The organism is Lentimonas sp. CC4, assembly GCF_902728235.1.
In the GTDB taxonomy this organism is placed as follows: domain Bacteria; phylum Verrucomicrobiota; class Verrucomicrobiia; order Opitutales; family Coraliomargaritaceae; genus Lentimonas.
In genome coordinates this window covers 454416-473724 of sequence record NZ_CACVBO010000002.1, presented here as the reverse complement: position 1 = coordinate 473724, position 19309 = coordinate 454416, and the positions used below count along the sequence as shown (strand labels likewise).

Below are 19309 nucleotides of genomic sequence, written 5' to 3'. Positions count from 1 at the left end.
AAAGCCCCTACAGCAAGATAGCGAAATAGCATGAAGGCGCTTTTCACAAATCATGCTGCGCGTGAGTATAGTAAATAGGCACAAAAAAACCCGCACCCTTGAGAGGTGCGGGTTCCAGTTCGAAACTTTAGTTATTCAGATCCGAAAAATCGATGCCCTGAATCCAAGCTGGGAAGTTTTGCCCGGAGTTACCACGACTGATGGTGACTTCATTGTCATTCGTGTAACGGCTCCAGAGCTTCGCACGGGAGACTGAAGTTCCAGTTCCATTACAGCCATTGTAAACCCAACCGAAGCGGGTGCCAGATGCTGCCGAATCAACTGTCACAGCCAGATCCGAACTACCGGAGTCGCCGTCGGCCTTGAAGCGGTGATCCACATTCAAGTCGGGATGGGTCAGTGTGTAGACATCGAACCAATAGGTATCCGTATATTCGGAGCCCACTGCGACCGTGCTCTCGGTCGCATTCTGGTTCACGCCGTCTCCCAGAGTGACAAGGCAGCCTTCTGCGCCATCGCCCACACCGGAGTCCAAGCGAGTGCCCGTTCCCCAGACCCACGTGTTATCGCGAGATACAGGACTAATGGCGACGGTGGTGTATTCACCAGTCGCATTGGCTCCGTTGCCTCCATTGCTTCCGGTCACTTTGCGGCGCTGAATATTCCACTCAGAGCCCCACTCAACGACGAAGGTCGTTGCTGTGACATCGAGCAAAGTTTCACCTGCGCTGTTCCGATTCCAGCTAATCGTGTTACTTCCACTTGGATAGAAGCGAGTATACGCACTCACATTATCGTATCCTGAGCTCGGCGTGCCTGTGTAACTCACACCGCCACCACGATAGCCCCCGAAGAGGACAACTTGGTTAATGTCGCTCCAAGCGATGCTGGCTTCGGATCCGGAGTTGCCTGAAATATCAACCGCAGCGACATCAACCAGGTCAAAGCCAGCAGGGCTGCTCGGGTTGGTGCATTCGACCACGGTCACGACACCTTCCCAGTCATAGGTCGCAACAGAGCGAGTGAGTATGATCCGGTCGCCGCTTCCGCTACCGACCATATCTCCTGCATATCGATTCGCACCCCATGGCACTCCTGTCACACGAGCGAAGTCATTGTCAGGAAGAGAGCCTCCGTCGCCATCACGTGAACCACGCACAAGGATGAAGTAGTCATCAGCCAGATTCTGATCCAGAACCAGTGTCTTGCTAGTCCCGGTAAAGTCGCCGGTAGTCAGGTAGTATTCTGTGACTCTGATACCTGCGCCCGTATTGCTTACAGGATTATCATTCACTGTCGGATCCGTTCCGTCTTGGTATTCCTGCCAGTTTGCAATGCCATCGCCATCCGCGTCTTCCTCGGAACCAGCGTTGGTAGGGTCAAACCCGTAGCTGACCAACCAAGCTCTCGGTGTGCCATTGATGGTCTTATAGCTGTAGGAAAGATCCAAAACTTCGCTGGCACTCAATGCGACGTTGTAAAGCTTCACTTCGTCAATAATTCCAGCGTAAGCATTGTTCTTCAGGTCGTTGCCTAGTAGGGCCGAAGCAATACCAACCATATTCCGTGTCTTGCCTGTGCCACTTAGCCAGAGATAGCCGTTTAAATAGATCGCCATCTCACCGGTCGCAGCATTCTTGGTAAAGACCCAGTGATTCCACTGATCTTTATACTCCGAGGCAGTAGCCACCTTGTTGATACGGTCATAGTTTGAGCCAGTATTCCCGGCATCCCAGTAAACGCTGCCATCACTCCAAGGGAGGTGAATGTTCATCACTCGATTGCCTGAGTCATCTTGAGCATAGAAGAGTGTATCTGCTCTCGCTTGAGTCGTATCCCCGTAGACCCAGAAGGCCATTGTAACCTCATTATTGAGATAATAAAATGGCTCTGTAGGTAGCGTGACACTGGAACTGCTACCATTGAATGCTATGGCTTTCCCCTCGATTCCGGCCACTCTGGTGCCATTGACTGAAGACGCGTCAAAGTTATTGCCAGAATCATCGGCTATGTTCACTCCGGAGTTTTCATCCATCGACCAGTCCGCGATAAGGCCTGATGCGATTTTATCTAACGAGAGATGCTGTATAGATTTCTCACCTCCACTGTCATCCTGAGCGTAGACCGCAACACGATAGCTCTTCGTCAAATCAAAGCCGCCTTCAATGACGCCCGAGGCTTCGGTCACTCCATTGATTGAGTAACTCCAGTGGCCACCAGGAAGGATCTCAATGACCACCTCCGTGGACTCATTCACTGGGAACTGGATGTAATCGCCGGATCGATCTAAAGTGGTTCTCGTCGATCCATCCGTGAAGGTGAGTCCCTGCGCATCATTACCACCATTCTCAGTCAGGTTCACCCCTAAACTGTAAACACTGGTATCCACCTTGAACGGGTTGTAACCTGAATAGGTGGATAGATCCGTGTCGGTGCTAATGATTCCAAAGGATAAATTATGGGCAAGCACATCACCGATCGAAGCGGTTCTATAGTAGGCAGTTAGTCTGAAACCAGTATCCGACTGCTGGGCAGCGCTTGAATACGCGATCGCTCTTTTGTAGAATTGTGAGCCACTATTATTATAGACCAACTCGCCGTCAGCATCTTCTGACCAATACCCGTTCTGGATTGAGTTACTCGTCCACGGCAAAATCTCTTTATTTGCGAGTGGAGTAAATGGCGTATTGAAGGACCAAACGTCTCCAGTGATAACCCTTCTGCTGGGCATAACAGTGTCGACTCGCCAGTAGTAAGTCGTGTTATTGTTCAATGTGGTATGATCCGACAAGGTGACGATATTTTCTGGATCAGTCTTGCTGGTCAGAAGTGACAGTGAATTGGGATTTGTGCCGAAGTAAATATTCGCGCTGACACCATTTAGTCCGATGAGATACATCAGATCGGTATCGAGTGGAACACTCCCTCTTCCGGTGCGAGGAACTGGCATGGAAGCCTGCTCCTCTTGCCTGCCGGGAATCCAGTAGGCACTGTCACCATACTCATAGGCTCCGATATCAGGAGCGGAACCTAGATATCCCTCAGTGACATTTACCTCAACTCCATCGATGGTGCATGTGATGGGGACGCCTTGATCGATCAGTTCGACCGCATCTGCCCGCGGGCGGAAATCCCAGTTGTCAGGATCGCGCAGTAAGTCATGCATGCTGCGAGTATGGTCTGTAAATGAAGGAGAATAATTATAAGAATCGATTCCAGACAGCCCCCAATCGTTCTCTCCGCGTTGGCTATCGTTGAGATCCCAGTCACCACCCGCTGCAAAATAGTCAGGCTCGATAGATTGCTCCACAATAGAGGTCAAGACATCGGCTGCATTGTTTTGTGAAACGGTAGTTGGGTTACCTCCTTTATCTTGGGCTACATTGAAATTCGAGTATTCACCGACCGCGATGTTATGGTAAACCTCATGGCCATCCCCTTTGAGTCGGTAGGCATGATCTCGATGGCTGTATTTGATAGAGTGTGAAACATTACGGTATAAGTTGCCATCGAGAGTGCCGACGACCCCTGCATTAAGCCCATCCCAACGGAAGTCCCGTCTTTGGTTCTCCATAAACCAGTTATAGCGTGAAACTGACTCCTGCACATGTTCCAGAGGTGAATACAAGGTAGAAGCGTCTCCTCCAAGTAGGCAGCATTCGGTATGGAAGTTATATTCTGCAACAAAAGGATGAATCTCATCTGCATTCACATAGCGACGCAGACGCACCGATTGTAGCGCTGAAGAGTATGAAACGGTGTTACGGCGGTAAACAATATCCATCGCGTTATTTGTGTCCACTACATGGAGGGCGCGCCGATTACCGTATTCATCTCGGTCATTGATTTGATAATGAGTGATTTTATGGAACAGACAGTTTTCGATCGTCAGGCCATCAATATAATTTGCGATCAAGCCCGTGTCAGTGGCGTATCTAAACTCACAGTTATATACCCTAATACCTTTGCAGAAATCGGTGGATCCTCCTGTGAAATCTGTCGTTTTAGCTTGGTCCTCGGAGGCTACTGCACGTTCTGTGGATGAGTAGTAATCAAAGTCGCAGTTTTGAATCGTAATGTTATCAGAAAAGTTAAAATCGACAGTAGTCGCAAAGAAATTCAGACCATCAAAATTGACGTGTTGTGTCGTCGCATCTCCTGTAAAGGCATAGATCTGATTCTTTCCGTAAACGTTTAAGTTATTTGGATTGGCGTTATTCTTTGGCCAGAAAGTGAGCTTGTTGGTGGATTCGTCGTAAGCCCATTCCTGCGCTATATCCAACATAATACGTTCGGCGTTATCTAACCCTCCTTCTAAAAAATATGGGGTGGTGCCAGACTCCAAGCGGAGCGGAGCATTGTGCGTAAACTCTGCATCTCCAGTTGCGTGTGCGGTAATAACTCTGGCGGATCCAGATACCATCACACATCCAGTAAAAGAAACGCCAGAATCAGCTACATTATCGGCACCACTTTGTGGCTGGTCGACAGCGGTTCCATGAGTCGGGGCAGACTTGAAAAGATACTTTTCATTCCCCCAGACCTCATCCGAAAAAGCGAGCGCGTTGGGAAAGCGAGCCAGCGTCATCACTTCGTCATCAACGAACAACTGGGTAATGTCTCCGACACTATTGGGAAGTGTGGTCACGTAGACATTGCCGATCCCCGGAATATTTGCGGAGGGCGTATCATTGCCTGCCGGGAGGTTAACGCTATTCCTTGTTTCCAAAGTCCATGCAGTTTCGATTTCTACCCGGCCGTCTAAGACGACCTCCTCGCTCTGGTAATTGGTTATTTTTATTGGGCGCGCGGCGGTGCCAGCGATGCCGGATAAATCTACGGCTTCGTGATAACTACCACCACGAATAAGAACCGAGTCACCAGGAACAGACTGGTTAACTGCGTGCTGGATGGTGGCAAACGGAGCGGCGAGCGTTCCGGGATTCGAGTCGGATCCGCTGGTGGACACGTAAGTATTCGCCTGAGCGTATATACCAACAAATAGAGAGGTGCATAGCATGCACGATCTTATATATTTCATGGACTGGGGTATTGGGGTTGAGGGGCAATGATACCGTTTTCACGGTTTGAAATAGGGTATTATTCGAGATAATATTCCCTAGATATGTTTCGATGAAACAGGGGCTGCAGAAACATACAATAAACACTATACCGGAATTCGCGGCATTTCATATGACACGTTTGTGTCATCGCATAGCGATTTAACTCATTCGATGCGGACACGGTAGAAACGCGCGTCCGGTTGAGCCTCAGTCGACAGATCAATCCAAGTTCCCTTAGTGAGGCTGGTCGCAACGGGCGTCCAACTGTCTTCATTCAGCGAGTCTTTGCGCTCAATCGTATAGGAGTGCTCGTCCGCAGTGAACCATGTCAGCTTCGGCCCCAGAGGAATAATAGAAATCGTGAAAATTTCAAATCGCTCAGTGGCATCGAGCGGATCGCTGCCTGCCTTAAATTCGTTCAGGTCGATTGAGCCGTCTCTATCGCTGTCCCCGTCAATCGTCAGAGTCGTCAAATCGCCAGCCATACGAGATTCCCAATCATCAGACATCCCGTCCGCATCCGAGTCGTCGAAATATACCGTCGCCGCCAGATGGATCTCATCTGCATTATAATTCTCTACCCGATTGACGACAAAGTCGATGTGCTCTCCCTCGGCAACAGTCGTCGCGATACTAAACGCAACAGGCGTCGTATCCACCTCACCAAATATCTCCGTTAGTAACAGACTAGACGATGTGCCGGCCACATCGGTCTTGAAAATGTAGAATTCGCGACCATCCCCACCGCTGACGCTCGTTGCCCCGCGCCCGACCTCTCCGTCAATTCGTAGTTCGCCGGTTTCTCCTGCACCCGCTGTCCAGCGTATGACTGCGCTGGCTTCATCGGCTTGTGAGCCGGGATGAACTGCCAACTTGTTTGCCTCCAACGTGATTGAGTCGTTGAACGCTTTTCCCCCTGCCACAATGGGAGCAAAAGAGCTGTCCTCTGGATCGCGATAGCCGCTGTTCCCCCCATTGCCGACTGTGGAATCAAATTCCAAAAGCTCCAATATCGAGCCATCTGCATAATCATCTGCATCGGTGGCATCACTTTCAAAGTAATTCCAGCGTCCTTCGCCATACATATCTGAAAGACCTTCACCACCGTTGAAATCTGCAGTCGTTTGCTCAGCGGTTGCGGACTGGTAATCAGCCCTCAAGTCAGCGATCGCCACCACAGCAGAGACATAACCACGCCCCGAAACTGGAATCGTTGCTCCGTCTCCGCCAGTCAGCGTGAGTGTGCCACTATCAGTTTCTACAGCAGTAGGACTATAGCTCACAACAATGTCCTGACTCTCTTCAAGAGCCAGTGAGTAACTCCCGCCCGAAACAATCACAAACGGTGCCGAAACACTGGCCGTGCCAGTCAGGGTATCCCCCCCGCGATTCTGCACCGACAAAGTGAGGTTAGCCGAACTTCCCACCGTAACATAATCGAAATCCAACTGCGTGGGTGAGACATCCAGAATCGGATCCACCGCCGTTTCATCCCAAACGATTCGGACGGCCGAATCCGAATCAGGCATACGATTACTCTGGACCGCGGGTTCTGCATACCAATGCGACGCCACTGCATAGTCCATATTACAATCCGTTCCATGCCACACTTCCATGTCCAGTTGTAGCGAGCTGTTAAAAGCGATGCCATCCAGTGCGCGACTACGCGTCTCTACGCTATACCCAAAGGTATCTCTTTCACTGGTCGTCTTTCGGTTCAGCTTATCGTAAACGTTGCAGGCTACCTGAGCATGAAAGGGGTGTTCATAAAAATCAGTGCTGACCCCTCCCCAAGAGTAGCCATAATAATCTTCTGTCCCTGTCCCAAACATCGAAGGAAAACTCTCACCATCCACCCATATTTTATGGTCACCTTCGCCCCACCAAGCTGCCACCGGATTCCAGAGCGTCAAAGTGTCTCCAACATAGACGCCACGCCCACCCGTCAAAGTCACGTAGTTCCAATCAGAGCGCGGGTTCGTCGGCAGCGGATACTGCGCACGCCACGCAGAGAAAAAATACATCGAGCGCTCATCCCAGATCCAAGTGTCGGTAATCGCTGACATCGTGAGTTCGACTGCCTCACCAGAGATATTTTCTAGAGAAATGCTGCCTTCCGCCTGGTAAGGCATCACCCATCGACAGGTGAAAGTTCCGTCCTCTTGAACACTTCGATAAAACCCTTCGTAAGGATGCAAGCCCACGCCCGTCCCAAAGAAATCACTCAGTGGGCACCAAATCGTCGATAGGCCATCAAACTCAGCCTTCACGATGAGTGAGCGGAGAACCTCTTCAGACAGGGTAGATGCGATCTCCACTTCAAACTCATGAACCGCTCGCCCACCTGCAGGCAAAGTCAAAGTCGCTTCCGCACCTGCCGCGATGGTTGTCGTCTGCGACGAACTCGTCCCCACGGGCAAATTCGAGGCGGGGTCCAATAAGAGACTGCCCACAGAGCTGATCAACGAAGCAGACGCCTCGTAGTCAGACATCGTAAAGGACTCGACCTCTGCGTCCTCAGGATATTCACGACAGGTAAAGATGTAAAAGAAAGGACTGGCGCTCACCGTAATCTTACAGCTCTGGGCATAAGTAATCGGAAAGAAAGATACGGCCGAACGAAGCGACGGATGTGCAAGCGGGTAAGGAACCATTCCAGTGCCATCAAATAAATCAAATTGATCGCCTTCAATCGCCGGAGTGTCCGAACCATCCAGATAAACCCGGATAATCACACTGGCACCGACTCTGGTTTGATACCTCCAAGGCATCCAAGAGCGCACGATTGCACCCGGCGACTGATGGTCCAACAACACATACTCATCAGTGCCATCGCCATTAACATCCTCATCATAGAGGTATTTGCCGCTATGATCAACATTCGTAAACCACCCAGTATACTCATCCGGGCTAACGGAGGCACGATTATAGCTACTATAATTAATTAACTTAAATGAGGGATCTGGAAAACGCGCCCTTTCCGAGCGATCGACCATTCCATTCAAGAGCGATTCAATCGTGACGGGTTCGACGGCATGCAAAAATCCGACAACCAGAAACTGGGACAAGAGGAGCAGAATACGTAAATTCATTCGATGGGACATTAGAATATGATGTGGGGCAAAAAAATCCCTGAACGGCAGCACTAATTCTGCGGTCGCCGGGAATTTAACTTAAACGATTATTTGGTTTGGGCTAGTTAAGCCCGGCGGCGACGCGCAAAAACCATCACCATACCGAGGCTGCCCAGTAGCAACGCATAGCTGGACGGCTCGGGAATCGAAACCTTGCCAGATAGTGCGGTTTCGTCACCAGCATAGTGACCATTACGATCGACCACAAAACTGATCGAATCCCCTTCCGCGACTGTCACATCGCCGATATTGAAAGTTCCGTCTGCTTGAAACAAACGTCCCGCCGAGCCTGTTGCTGAAAAAAGCACGGTTGAGTTGTGATACACGCTCGCAATAATAGAAAGCTCAGCGACGCCAGTGGTGCCCCCCCCAAGATCCCTAAAGGCACCCGAAATGTCAGCGGTTGTGCCATACAACATATCTGCCGCGCTGAACGTATAGCGAGCGATGACAAACGACGTAGGAGCGGTATTACCCGGGTGTAGCACCAAATCTGTGCCAACCACTGCTGCATGCCCTTCGAAACCATCAGTAAAAACCTCCAATTCTCCATCTACCGCCGTTATTGCACCTAGAATCGCAGGGGTATTCTGTGTCGAGTCCCCTTCAAAACCAAGGTTACCAGCATTTCCGACAAGGGTATTTGCCGTCAGCTCCACCTCAGTGCCTCCTGTAGCAGCATTGGAGTAGAGGTATGACCATCCGGCAGGCAGGGTCGAAGCGTCGATATAGTCGCCACCGATGTCAGCGACAATCTCCGCATTTGCGCTAGTGAGAGCTGCACATGCAAGTAAGGAGCTAAGGAGTAGTTTTGTATTCTTCATACGTAATCGTAGATATTAATGACCATTAGGAGTAAGACGCTGAGTCGACCATGACCATAGCTACCTATGACATGCATTGTGTCATCACTGATAGTTTTATAAAAACGGAGCAAGGAACTGCCATAAACACATAGCCTATCAGAAAAAATGCCCAGACGACCTCTCAGTTCGCCTGGGCATTAACCCTATGATGAAAAGCCGCGCCCTCGAGAGGCTACGACGATCCCCCTAAATTCGGCGACGCGATGCTACAAACGCCATACCAAAGCAACCCGCAATCAATGCGTAAGCACTCGGCTCAGGAACAGCACGTAGCTGGTAACCTGTAAAGCGAATCCCCGACTGGCTGGACTGTATGATCAAATCTTGCGTCACAGCATCGGCCGTAAATGTGCCGATCGCATATTCTCCAGCTTGGAGAATATTGCTATCCGTGCTCGCAGCGTCACCTATCAATGTCATTGTGCGAGTTTCAGTGTCCGCCATTGCATACCACGCCTGAAAGACGTAGTCTTGACCAATCGTCAAACCGGTGAACGTATCGATGGTGAAAGCAGAACCGCTTCCTTGATTAAGCGAAAAATCGACATAGTCCAAAAATGATTGGTAATCTGCATTCTCCGCTGCAGTGCCACCAGTGACGGCGGGCGCCCATACATCAGTATTATAACTATTGTTAAGAATAGTGCCGATCGAGGTAAACGTCGTGCCAGCAAACGTAAGAGTTGGATTTGTGCCAACCTGCGGGGTTGATGTTAAGTTAACGGCCTCAACTATGGTGCCCGTTGTCAAGACTTCGGATACATTACTGGTAATGTCGTAGTCTTCCCATGTGATTGTAGCTGCATTCGCACTAGAAAAGGCGGCACACGCAACTAAGGAGCTAAGGAGTAGTTTTGTATTCTTCATATGTAATTGTAGGTATTAATGATTTTTAGGAGTAAGGCCTTTAGAATACCAAGGTCATCGCTAGCTGCCCATGACGCGTTTATGTCATGACGGATGGTTTTATAAAAAAACGAGAATAGTTGACGCAGCACATTTTTAGGATCGGAATCGAACTCGACAGCCTCCTCGAACTATTTCGACCTAAGAACTCAATGCCCCCGAAACTCTCTAAAACAATACTCCTAGGGTTCACCACTTTAGTGATGGCAGTGCATACACTGATCGCCGAAAAGCCTCTGCCGCTGGAGACGCTCACTATCCGCGAATTGGAAACACAGATTACTGAGATCGACGCAACCTTGGATACCCTAGCGCACTCAACGCTCCGAAGCGGCGTGGGAAACGTGGGCTGGATCTCACAACCCACGAAAGCACCAAAGCCGTCTGAATGGGTTCAAATTTTCATCGAAGAACCGGCCGTCATTGATCAAATCATTCTCGTGCCTGTCATTTGGCGCGACTCTGATAAAGGATATCAGTCTGATGGTTTCCCATCTGAATTCAAGATCATCGCTGGCACTGATGAGAATAGTGCAGGCGTGACGATTGCAGAAGTCTCCGACACTTCATTGACTCCACGAATTGCTCCATTCGTCCTCTCACTCAGCCCCATAGAGGTGACATGGATACGGATCGAAGCGACACCCGTCAGGTCTCAGGTGTGGAATGATGACTACACATTTCAGTTAGCCGAAGTGTTGATCTTTAGCGGCGAAAAAAACGTAGCACTGAAACAACGAGTCAAGGCGTCCTCAAAAATGGGTATTAACATTTCCCATGCGATCACCTCAAGAGCATTGGTCGATGGATTAGTGCCCTACCTGATGGACGCTGCGACAGGGGAAAAGGGAGAACCCTTCATCACTTTCTATCGAAGTGAATTAGAACATTCCTTCACGATTGACTTGGAGCAACCCCAACCTGTGGATGGGGTCAATTTGCATGCGGTGGATATCCTCGAAAATGTGCCACGCATCCATCATGCGGATTACGGGATGCCAAAGAAGCTCGAAGTCACAGGGGCCAATCAAGCAGATTTTTCGGATCAAAAAACACTCTTGACCTTCGAAAGAGACTCTCTCTATCAAACAGGCTCGATACTCATGCTGCGATTCCCTGAAGCCAAGTATCGTTATATTCGAATTACCGCAATCGAAGGGTATCAAGCACCCGAAGCTAAAAAGGTCATGAGCTGCTTCGGCTTGGCTGAAATTGAGATCATACATAATGAATCAAATATCGCTCAAGGTAAACCTATAGTAGAAAATAGAAGCAACAAGACCTCACAAGGCAGCCTTACAGGGCTCACCGATGGCAGAGATCACTTCGGCGATATTCTACCGTTAAAAAAATGGCTCAATCAATTGGCGCTTCGCCATGACCTAGAGCAAGCCCGCCCAGCAATCGCAGCGGAGTTGCAGCTTCGATATTCTAAGCAAAAAACATATCTACGAATCATGTATTGGGTCGCTGGAGTATTGATAGTCGTCGTATTGCTCGTGATACTCATCGATCGCATCGTCCGCATGCGCCATGTCGCACAACTCAAACAACGCTTCGCCGCCGACCTACATGACGAGCTCGGTGCCAACCTCCACTCGATCGGACTGATCAGCGATCTCGCCAAGGATGCCGACAGCGCAGAGGAATGGCAGACCCTAAGCCAACGCATCCGCGACCTAACAGAGCGCACGGGCACCGCAGTGCGCCACTGCACCAACATGCTCGAAGCCAAGAGCCTCTACATCGGACTGGTAGAAGACATGAAGCGCTCCGCAGAGCGTATTACCACTAACCTCGCGCACAGCATCACAATCGAAGGTGAAGCCTACTTGGAGAAGCTTAAACCCCGTCAACGCGTCGACCTCTTTCTCTTTTACAAAGAAAGCCTGGTCAATATCTGCCGTCATTCAGGCGCGACCGCGGTCGAAACCCACTTAAACGCCGATCCTAAATACGTGACGCTCACGATCCATGACAACGGGGTCGGTCTACCCGCACAAGCGAGCCGCACCGCGCCCAAGTCACTGCAGCGACGCGCAGAACTGCTAAAAGCGCAATTAACCGTAGCGAGTAAAGATAGCGAAGGGACCTCCATTTGCTTGAAACTCCGTATCTAGCCCTCCAGAGTCACTCAACATACACTCCCCCCTATGCAATCCCCGATCAAAGTCATGCTCATCGAAGACCACCCCGAATATCGGGAAAGCATTGAGCTGGTAATCAACAAAGCAGAAGAGATTGAGCTCAGCTATCAATTCGGCACCGCGGAGCAAGCGCTCCATTGCATCCAATACGACAAGACATTTAAGGCACCTGATTTAGTATTACTAGACCTCAACCTACCTGGACTCAGCGGTATCGAAACGATCCCATGGCTCAAACAGTATATGCCTGAGGTCGAGATTGTCATGCTCACACAATCGGATGCAGAAGCGGATGTCGTCGCCGCGATTGGAGCTGGAGCCACTGGATACTTACTCAAATCATCCACAAGGACTGAGATCACTGACGCGATACGACTCGTCTCCAGAGGGGGCGCCCCACTCGACTCAAACATCGCAAAGTTCATACTCCAGAACTTCCATAAAAAGCACCGAGGCAAAGAGGATACAGTTAACCTTTCCGACCGAGAGATTGAGGTGCTCACACTGCTCGGGGAGGGCCTCGTCAAAAAAGAAATCGCGAACGAGTTAGATATCAGCGCCCACACCGTGGGTAATCACATCCGCCACATCTACGAAAAGCTCCAAGTGCAAAACGCACCCGCCGCGATTTCGAAAGCTTACCGCAGTGGCATACTTGATACGTAAACGAACATTCAGTTTTTTGTATTAAAAGATGCATATTTGTCGCCACGAAGGGCATTGCACAATGACGATCGGTATCGTTTTCACCATGCATCAGTAGCATCGGAGGGCTGACTTTTTGCAACCAAGTCGTCGGCCAGAATCACAACCACATGGGACTTTGATCAATCATCATTCACAGCGGCGAAGGGAGCCGCATAGAAACCTCTAATATTTGATCCTATCGCTGCTGTATCGATAGAACAGCATCTGCATAGCGTTCACCTAACTGAATTTGGCTAACTGAATTAAAGTGCCATTTATCCTGTGTAGCCAAGTCTTTAGACGAGACACAAGCCGTATGAGAGACATGCTCTGGCAATGCATCCAGCTGTGTGTTGACAGGATAATCACCAGTAATTTGCCCCACAATAAAAGGAAGTTGAGGCATCTGTAAGTCCGCACGCAAATCAGTAATGAGTTGGCTCAATTTCCCTAAATATGCCGCATCATCGAAATTAGATTCCCCTTGATGCCAAAGAACTGCCTTCAGTTCCCCATATGCTTGCGCAGCCTGCATGCGAGCCAAGGCTTCTTGATACAATCGCTGCCCCTTTTGCCACGATTCAATTTTCGAACCGCCCAAGGCATTCACAACGAGCCCTATCGTCTGCTCTGGATTCATTTCATTGAGCTTCATTGCAAATGAATAGCCTAGCCCGAGTTGCTGCATGCCGATATCTTTCCGCACGGTTGAAAAACGATTTAGTGGATTGGTGGCAGGTTCCCAATCCCCCCGATCATTAAAAAGAAAGCAATTTTTGATCGGCCGGCGCTGCGTATCTAGAACTTTAGCACGGCCAGCCATATTGGACTGACCAATCATCAAATACAGATCCATGCCCTTGGTCGGCGCAGACAGGTTCGACGCAACGCTCTCCGCGATAGCAGTCACTCCCAGCATGCGGCAAACTGCTTCTGCAATCAACGCATTACCAGCACCGTTCATATGCACACCGTCCATCGTCAAAATCCCACGAGGACGATTTTTCGGGTTATTCTCGCTCAGATAGTCGACAAACAGCTGTCTTAGATCGAGTAGAACTGAGTCCGTATCCGCGGCGATCTGGCGAACGATCGCGGCATACTGCTCTAAGCGCTGGAAATCTTCAGACTCAGGATGCAGTTGCTCCGCAATGACCGTCGGCGTGCAGAGCACTACAGTTATCTTCTCTGCCTGTAGCTTGCTGACGATTTCACGCAAGCCCGACTCATACGCCTCAGCGGTCGTGCCCGCTCGCTTCGCCTTTGTCACTGGGTGCGGTTTCGACCAATGCCAGACATCATTAATACCGATATATATAAAAACAAGGTTAGGCTTTTGGCTGAGCACATCGCGATCCATGCGTTTCTGTAGATCCGGAACCTTGTTTCCTCCAACGCCTGCACCAATGACTTCAATGCCCTGTTCGGCATACGCTTGTTCAACAGCTTTCGCAACCAAATCGACGTAGCCTCCGGGAGGCGCACCATGTGCAGTAATCGAATCGCCAAAGAATACGATGCGGTCTTGGGCTTGGATCGCATAGACATTTGGCTGCACCGACGTTTCAGCAGAGAGGTTCACACTGAAAAGTATGCAGAAGATCGCGCCAAAGACGGATCCTCGCTGCCAATATCGTCTCACATATAAATGTATGCTCATTCGATTATCTACGGATACAGTGTCTTTCGGGCCTCTCTCACGACACGCAAGCTATGAGCGACGGCGAGTCATCATCGAACAGATCGCGACGATACCCGCAATCAAAGCAAACGTGTCTGGCTCAGGAATATCATATTTCTCCCCCGTCAATATGACATCGTCTATATTATGGATGCGTTTAGGAGAATTCGATGTATCTGCCAGATAGATGCGAAACTCAATTGAATCCCCATTGGTCAGGCCCTTATATTCCGGCCCCGATAGATTAATACTGGTGGATAAATCCGCCCCGTCACCACCAATCGTAATCCCTCCCAGTTGATCACTCAGGCTGGAAAATCCTGTGGCATCGGAATATACGCCTGAGTCAAATCCTAGAGGTTGAGAGCACTTATATTCGTAAGCGAAAGTCGTTAAGTCTAGCGCCTCTCCTGCTCTTAAGCCGGCGACTGTTACGGTGAATGAATGATAACTCTCAGAAACTGAAGGATCAAGAGCCCTGCTAATTTCATTAGCTACAGCGGTGACGGCTACGCTTCTGAAACTGTGAGCATTTTGAGAATAATCACTACTCGCCCCAGCATGACTGTTATCCCAATCCGATACGATACTGAACATTGAGGAGCCCGTCGAAACGCCATCCCGTCCATCGAAGTTGAACTCTGCGAGCACTTCAGCGTTCGCAGTTTGAGAAATTGTAAATGAGGCCAGTAACGGTAGAATGACTTTAATATATCTGTTTTTCATGAGGGAGTCTTTACCAAGGAGGATCCAATAATCCAAAAGCGTCATACGCTTATACTACAAATTCAGCTGCTCTTAGAATATATGTTTAAGCCACTGATAACATCGCGAATTTACGCCTAAAGCTGCAGTCGATTGCCTGTATTATAGCCTCACTTACATTTCATGTTTGTATGAGATCTTCTCTCGGAAGACTACTTTGAGAACTTGTCTGACGTATCTATAAACCGCTGGCTCCCGGCGATGGATATCCGTCAAACGGGCCACACCACTCGCCTCTTTCCCCCGAAGGGACTATCCACAAAAAAGCCTCCCCGAATGACAGGGAGGCTTTTTGAAAATGTAAACTTGAGTGGACGCTTAGCTGCGGCGGCGAACCATTACGTAGCTAAGACCGAGCAGACCGGCAAGCAGTGCGTAGCTGGAGGGCTCGGGGACCACTGTGATGGTGATGCTGCCAGTAGATGAACCTGCATCCTCAAAAGTTGCCAGATCAATCCCGAAGGTTGCATTCAGCTGACTTGCAGTGTAGGTGCCAGCGGCAATTGGTGTGCCGTTAATCGTAGCACTACCGAATGTCAGAGCTTGGTCGAGCGTCAACATACCACCACCGACAATTGTCAAATCACCGAGAGCATTGGAGAAATCGTAGTCGAGATCCAAATAGCCGTTCGCGGTAACATTAAAGCTGGAAACTCCCAAACCGCCAGCTGTGCTCCCCCAAAGCAGACCTTCTTCGATGTTCCACGTTCCACCAAAGCTGTTCGAGCCATTGGTGAGATTTAGGAATTCGTTCTTAGTGGGTGAACCTACAATTCCCATGTCGACATTGATCTGACTGATGGTCGAATCCGCTGTAATCTGGGAAGAAATAGTGATGTCACGGTTATTTGCGCCAGATAGAATTGTGAACTCCCCAGTCCCTGTAATCGCTAGTCCATTACCACTCAGTGTCTTCGCACCACTAGCGCCGTTTGCAATATTGGAACCCGCCTCGAAGGTCAGATTGTCGACCGTTGATGTCCCCCCAAACTGAAGTTGCAGACGTCTGCCGCTCTTAATTGTTAGCGAATCACCTGCGAACTGGGTTCCCGATGTTCTGAGCGTTCCAGCATCATTCACGTAGTCATTCGTTCCGCCCGGCAGACCCGAAGTCGGAGCGGCAGCACCAGTGGCAGTTCCGTCAGGAGAGAAATTTGCATCATCCCAACTACTGCCCACTCCACCACTACCAATTTGATAAAACGTGGCCGAGAGTCCAATGGAAGGAACTGCGAGGCAGAGCACGGCAAGTGCTATGGTCGCTCTAGTGGGAGACTGTGTTTTATTATTTTTCATAGTAGCAGGGGTTATGGTGGGATATAAACGGTAGAATGTTAATATACCAAATGTCATACAAAAAAGCATATCGCGAATTCACGCGATACCGAGCGAAAGCTCAGGCCGTCGCTGCGGACAAAAAAACTGAGGCAATGAAATTCAAAGTCTGTGACACGTCGTGCTAGATAAGCGTTCATTAGCGAAAATAAGCGGTTAAAAAATCTGGGGCCTTTCTGTCAGTGTATCAGACATGGCACTAGCTTGAATCATGCGGTGATGCCGCTCGCCGGCTGTCCTGCGTCAGCGTATCTGCGGAGTCTACCAGATCAACACGGCCTTTGCTACGCAAAGACCGCGTCCTACACCATGGGCCTTAAACTTGTCCGTGTGATCGCACTGTTATGCAAGATGCAATCAGCTATAAAAAAAGGCTCTCTCCGAGAAGCCCGTGCCACAACGCAGTTGAGCTTCGTTCCATCTCAGTGATTCACTGGCCAACGAGTCCGCTCTCGGTAATCGACGATGAACCAAAAAAAGCCTCCCCGAACTTCGGAGAGGCTTTTGAAAAGTTTATATACTGTCGCGCATTAAGAATTGTGATTTTTGATCAACACATTTGGGAGGGACGAGCTCCGTCTCGTCCGCCGAGCCTCAGTCCAGCACTGGCACACTGCGGACAGCGCGGAGGCTGTCCCTCCCAAATCCCTTAACACTTTCGGTAGCTCCGCATGAGCCTCGGCACTTTTCACAAAACAGGATGCGCATCAGTATAGCTCGGACAAAGTGCCGGTGGCGGAATCGCAACCCTACGGAAGCTGATGCAGCACCAAGGCGTTGAGCTGAATTTGATTGTCCGGCGTTTTGCCATCGTTCGCGGTGCGCTCGAGCTTGAAGGACTGCGTGTCGGCAGTCGCAACAAAGGTGCCGCTCACTAGCAAACCATTGCCGCCGGGGCCATTCGCATAGCGGCCCATATTCTTCCCCTCAACAATCACGTGTTGTCCCTCTTGGTTTGGGCGCTGGTCATAGAACAAGGCTTGCACGCGATACGTGCTGCCGATGTTGAGTCCTCTCAGTTCGGGAATCGCAGTCGCGGGGGCGGGATACATGCCAGAGCTGATGATCTGTTCGCCTTCAGCATATCCGGCATATGCAGGACCAGCCACGCCGAGCACCGTGGTGGAGGCAGTCGTTCCCGCACGGAAATCGATACCGTCAAAGGTCAGTTTCGGACCGCCTGTATTTTCAGCATAAGCGAGCGCACCTGTCTTATCGAACAATCCAGAAGCCAGTTTGCCACCTTTTGTTTTCACAGGGCTGCTGCTCCAGGTAATACCCGACTCCGATGTAAATTCTTTTCCGTCAGTAGCCTCTTCGACTGCCTCCTCTGGCTGAACGAAATCTACATTTTCAAAACGAAGCACGACTGCATTGGGCCAATTACGCCAGTTGTAGAGTCGTTGTTGGCGGATCACATCCATCAGTAGGCCATCTTTAGTGTTCTCGAAGTTGATCGCTAGATCAATACGATCGCTGTATCGCTCGGAGCGATGATCTTGCCCCAAGACCTGCACCGTTGTGTTTTCATTGGCGATCAGCTCAGGCAGCAAAAACTCTTTGCGCGAACCACGCCCCCAGATCCGATTGTTAGGCACTGGATCACGCTCGGTAAACTTGGTTACGATGGCATACGTATATTTGCCATCCTTGGATTGAGTATAGTAAGCGTGCCCCTTATCCCCCGCGACCACACAGGCGCGAACATCATGAATCGCCTCATCATTGACAAACATCCACAATGCGAGTTCGCGGAAGCGTTCTTCCTGCTCGATCGGTATGGAACCATCGGGCTTCGGGCCGACATTGATTAACAGATTGCCGCCCTTCGCACGTGTTTCGACCAGCATGTTGATGAGTGTCGAGCCTGACTTGAAATCATCATTGGTTGGTTTGTATTGCCATTGATTCCCCAGCGTAAAGCACGTCTCCCATGGACCCGGAATCGGATTCTTTGGCAGGCGTTGCTCTGGTGTCACCATCTCACCACGCGTCACAATGACATTGGGATCCACTTCATGGCAGTATTGTGTCAGCACTGCTTTGTGCCCTCCGTCAAGAAACATGACATCGATCGGCCCATAGTTCGTGAGCAATTCCTTGATCTGCACTTTTGTAAAATCAACGAGCTCCGCGTGTTTATCCTTTGGCATTTTACCACCGCGGGCCGGATAGCCTGCCTTGTAATTGAAGGCAAAGTCCTCGGGCGAATAATAGAAGCCAACCTTAATGTCGTGGCGGCGACACGCATCGACAAATTCTTTAACGATGTCTTTTTTATAAGGCGTGTTCGCGATATCGTAATCCGTCACCGCAGAATCCCACAAACAAAAGCCACTGTGGTGCTTGGTAGTCAGCACCATGTATTTAACACCGGCTAACTTCGCGAGCTGCATCCATTCGTCTGGATTGTAGTCCGTCGGGTTGAAGGTCTTCGGCAGTTCATTCACCATACGATCTAGGTGTTTGTCCGAAGCCATATCCATATGGTGACTGATGACCGAACCCAGCTGGGAATCAATTGACCAGTGCACAAACAGCCCCAGTCCCCAATCCATAAATTCTGTTTCGCGCTCTGGAATATTACGCAGTTCACCTGCGAGTTTCGGTTTTGAATCGGTTTGCGCATTGGCGACCGAAGTCGCCGCAATCGTAGCGAGCAGCAGCGTGCTGAGCGTTTTCGCAATGCGATCTTTATGATTAAAGAGTCTCATGTTTTTCTTTA

10 protein-coding genes are annotated in these 19309 nt (G+C 49.9%); 2 read left to right on the top strand and 8 right to left on the bottom strand.

The features are described from left to right. Positions 1-127: 127 nt before the first annotated feature. The 4 genes from GZZ87_RS18445 to GZZ87_RS18430 all read right to left on the bottom strand — a co-directional run bounded on the left by GZZ87_RS18445 (position 128) and on the right by GZZ87_RS18430 (position 9930). Complete coding sequence (locus GZZ87_RS18445; RefSeq protein ID WP_162025884.1) at positions 128-5041, bottom strand: LamG domain-containing protein; 4914 nt, start codon at positions 5039-5041, stop codon at positions 128-130. A gap of 186 nt (positions 5042-5227) precedes the next feature. Then, positions 5228-8155, bottom strand: coding sequence for a DUF2961 domain-containing protein (locus GZZ87_RS18440; RefSeq protein WP_244648078.1), 2928 nt, complete (start codon positions 8153-8155; stop codon positions 5228-5230). Between the two features lie 107 nt (positions 8156-8262). Beyond that, positions 8263-9021 (bottom strand): PEP-CTERM sorting domain-containing protein, encoded by a 759-nt coding sequence (locus GZZ87_RS18435; RefSeq protein ID WP_162025886.1) that lies wholly within the window; start codon positions 9019-9021, stop codon positions 8263-8265. A 228-nt stretch (positions 9022-9249) separates the two neighbouring features. Then, entirely contained in the window at positions 9250-9930 is a 681-nt protein-coding gene (locus GZZ87_RS18430; protein WP_162025887.1) for a PEP-CTERM sorting domain-containing protein, read from the bottom strand. Positions 9931-10121: 191 nt separating this feature from the next. Here GZZ87_RS18430 and GZZ87_RS18425 point away from each other — a divergent pair, with 191 nt between their 5' ends. Continuing rightward, positions 10122-12089, top strand: a complete 1968-nt coding sequence (locus tag GZZ87_RS18425; protein ID WP_162025888.1) for a histidine kinase — start codon at positions 10122-10124, stop codon at positions 12087-12089. Between the two features lie 33 nt (positions 12090-12122). Beyond that, entirely contained in the window at positions 12123-12782 is a 660-nt protein-coding gene (locus GZZ87_RS18420; protein ID WP_162025889.1) for a response regulator transcription factor, read from the top strand. A 217-nt stretch (positions 12783-12999) separates the two neighbouring features. On the opposite strand, the gene GZZ87_RS18415 is transcribed toward GZZ87_RS18420, so the two are convergent. From GZZ87_RS18415 to GZZ87_RS18400, 4 genes are all read right to left on the bottom strand, one after another. After that, positions 13000-14463: a sialate O-acetylesterase gene (locus GZZ87_RS18415; RefSeq protein ID WP_162025890.1), complete on the bottom strand. Its 1464-nt coding sequence runs from the start codon at positions 14461-14463 to the stop codon at positions 13000-13002. A gap of 51 nt (positions 14464-14514) precedes the next feature. Next, positions 14515-15255 (bottom strand): hypothetical protein, encoded by a 741-nt coding sequence (locus tag GZZ87_RS18410; protein ID WP_162051269.1) that lies wholly within the window; start codon positions 15253-15255, stop codon positions 14515-14517. Between the two features lie 312 nt (positions 15256-15567). Beyond that, a complete protein-coding gene (locus tag GZZ87_RS18405; RefSeq protein ID WP_162025892.1) occupies positions 15568-16545 on the bottom strand; it encodes a PEP-CTERM sorting domain-containing protein in 978 nt (325 codons plus the stop codon). A gap of 788 nt (positions 16546-17333) precedes the next feature. After that, entirely contained in the window at positions 17334-19298 is a 1965-nt protein-coding gene (locus GZZ87_RS18400; protein ID WP_162025893.1) for an alpha-L-fucosidase, read from the bottom strand. Positions 19299-19309 lie beyond the last annotated feature (11 nt).

Excerpts from the sequence above, each read along its gene's own strand:
- GZZ87_RS18445 (WP_162025884.1), bottom strand. The coding sequence starts at position 5,041 with ATGAAATATATAAGATCGTGCATGCTATGCACCTCTCTATTTGTTGGT.
- GZZ87_RS18440 (WP_244648078.1), bottom strand. The coding sequence starts at position 8,155 with ATGAATTTACGTATTCTGCTCCTCTTGTCCCAGTTTCTGGTTGTCGGA.
- GZZ87_RS18435 (WP_162025886.1), bottom strand. The coding sequence starts at position 9,021 with ATGAAGAATACAAAACTACTCCTTAGCTCCTTACTTGCATGTGCAGCT.
- GZZ87_RS18430 (WP_162025887.1), bottom strand. The coding sequence starts at position 9,930 with ATGAAGAATACAAAACTACTCCTTAGCTCCTTAGTTGCGTGTGCCGCC.
- GZZ87_RS18425 (WP_162025888.1), top strand. The coding sequence starts at position 10,122 with ATGCCCCCGAAACTCTCTAAAACAATACTCCTAGGGTTCACCACTTTA.
- GZZ87_RS18420 (WP_162025889.1), top strand. The coding sequence starts at position 12,123 with ATGCAATCCCCGATCAAAGTCATGCTCATCGAAGACCACCCCGAATAT.
- GZZ87_RS18415 (WP_162025890.1), bottom strand. The coding sequence starts at position 14,463 with ATGAGCATACATTTATATGTGAGACGATATTGGCAGCGAGGATCCGTC.
- GZZ87_RS18410 (WP_162051269.1), bottom strand. The coding sequence starts at position 15,255 with ATGACGCTTTTGGATTATTGGATCCTCCTTGGTAAAGACTCCCTCATG.
- GZZ87_RS18405 (WP_162025892.1), bottom strand. The coding sequence starts at position 16,545 with ATGAAAAATAATAAAACACAGTCTCCCACTAGAGCGACCATAGCACTT.
- GZZ87_RS18400 (WP_162025893.1), bottom strand. The coding sequence starts at position 19,298 with ATGAGACTCTTTAATCATAAAGATCGCATTGCGAAAACGCTCAGCACG.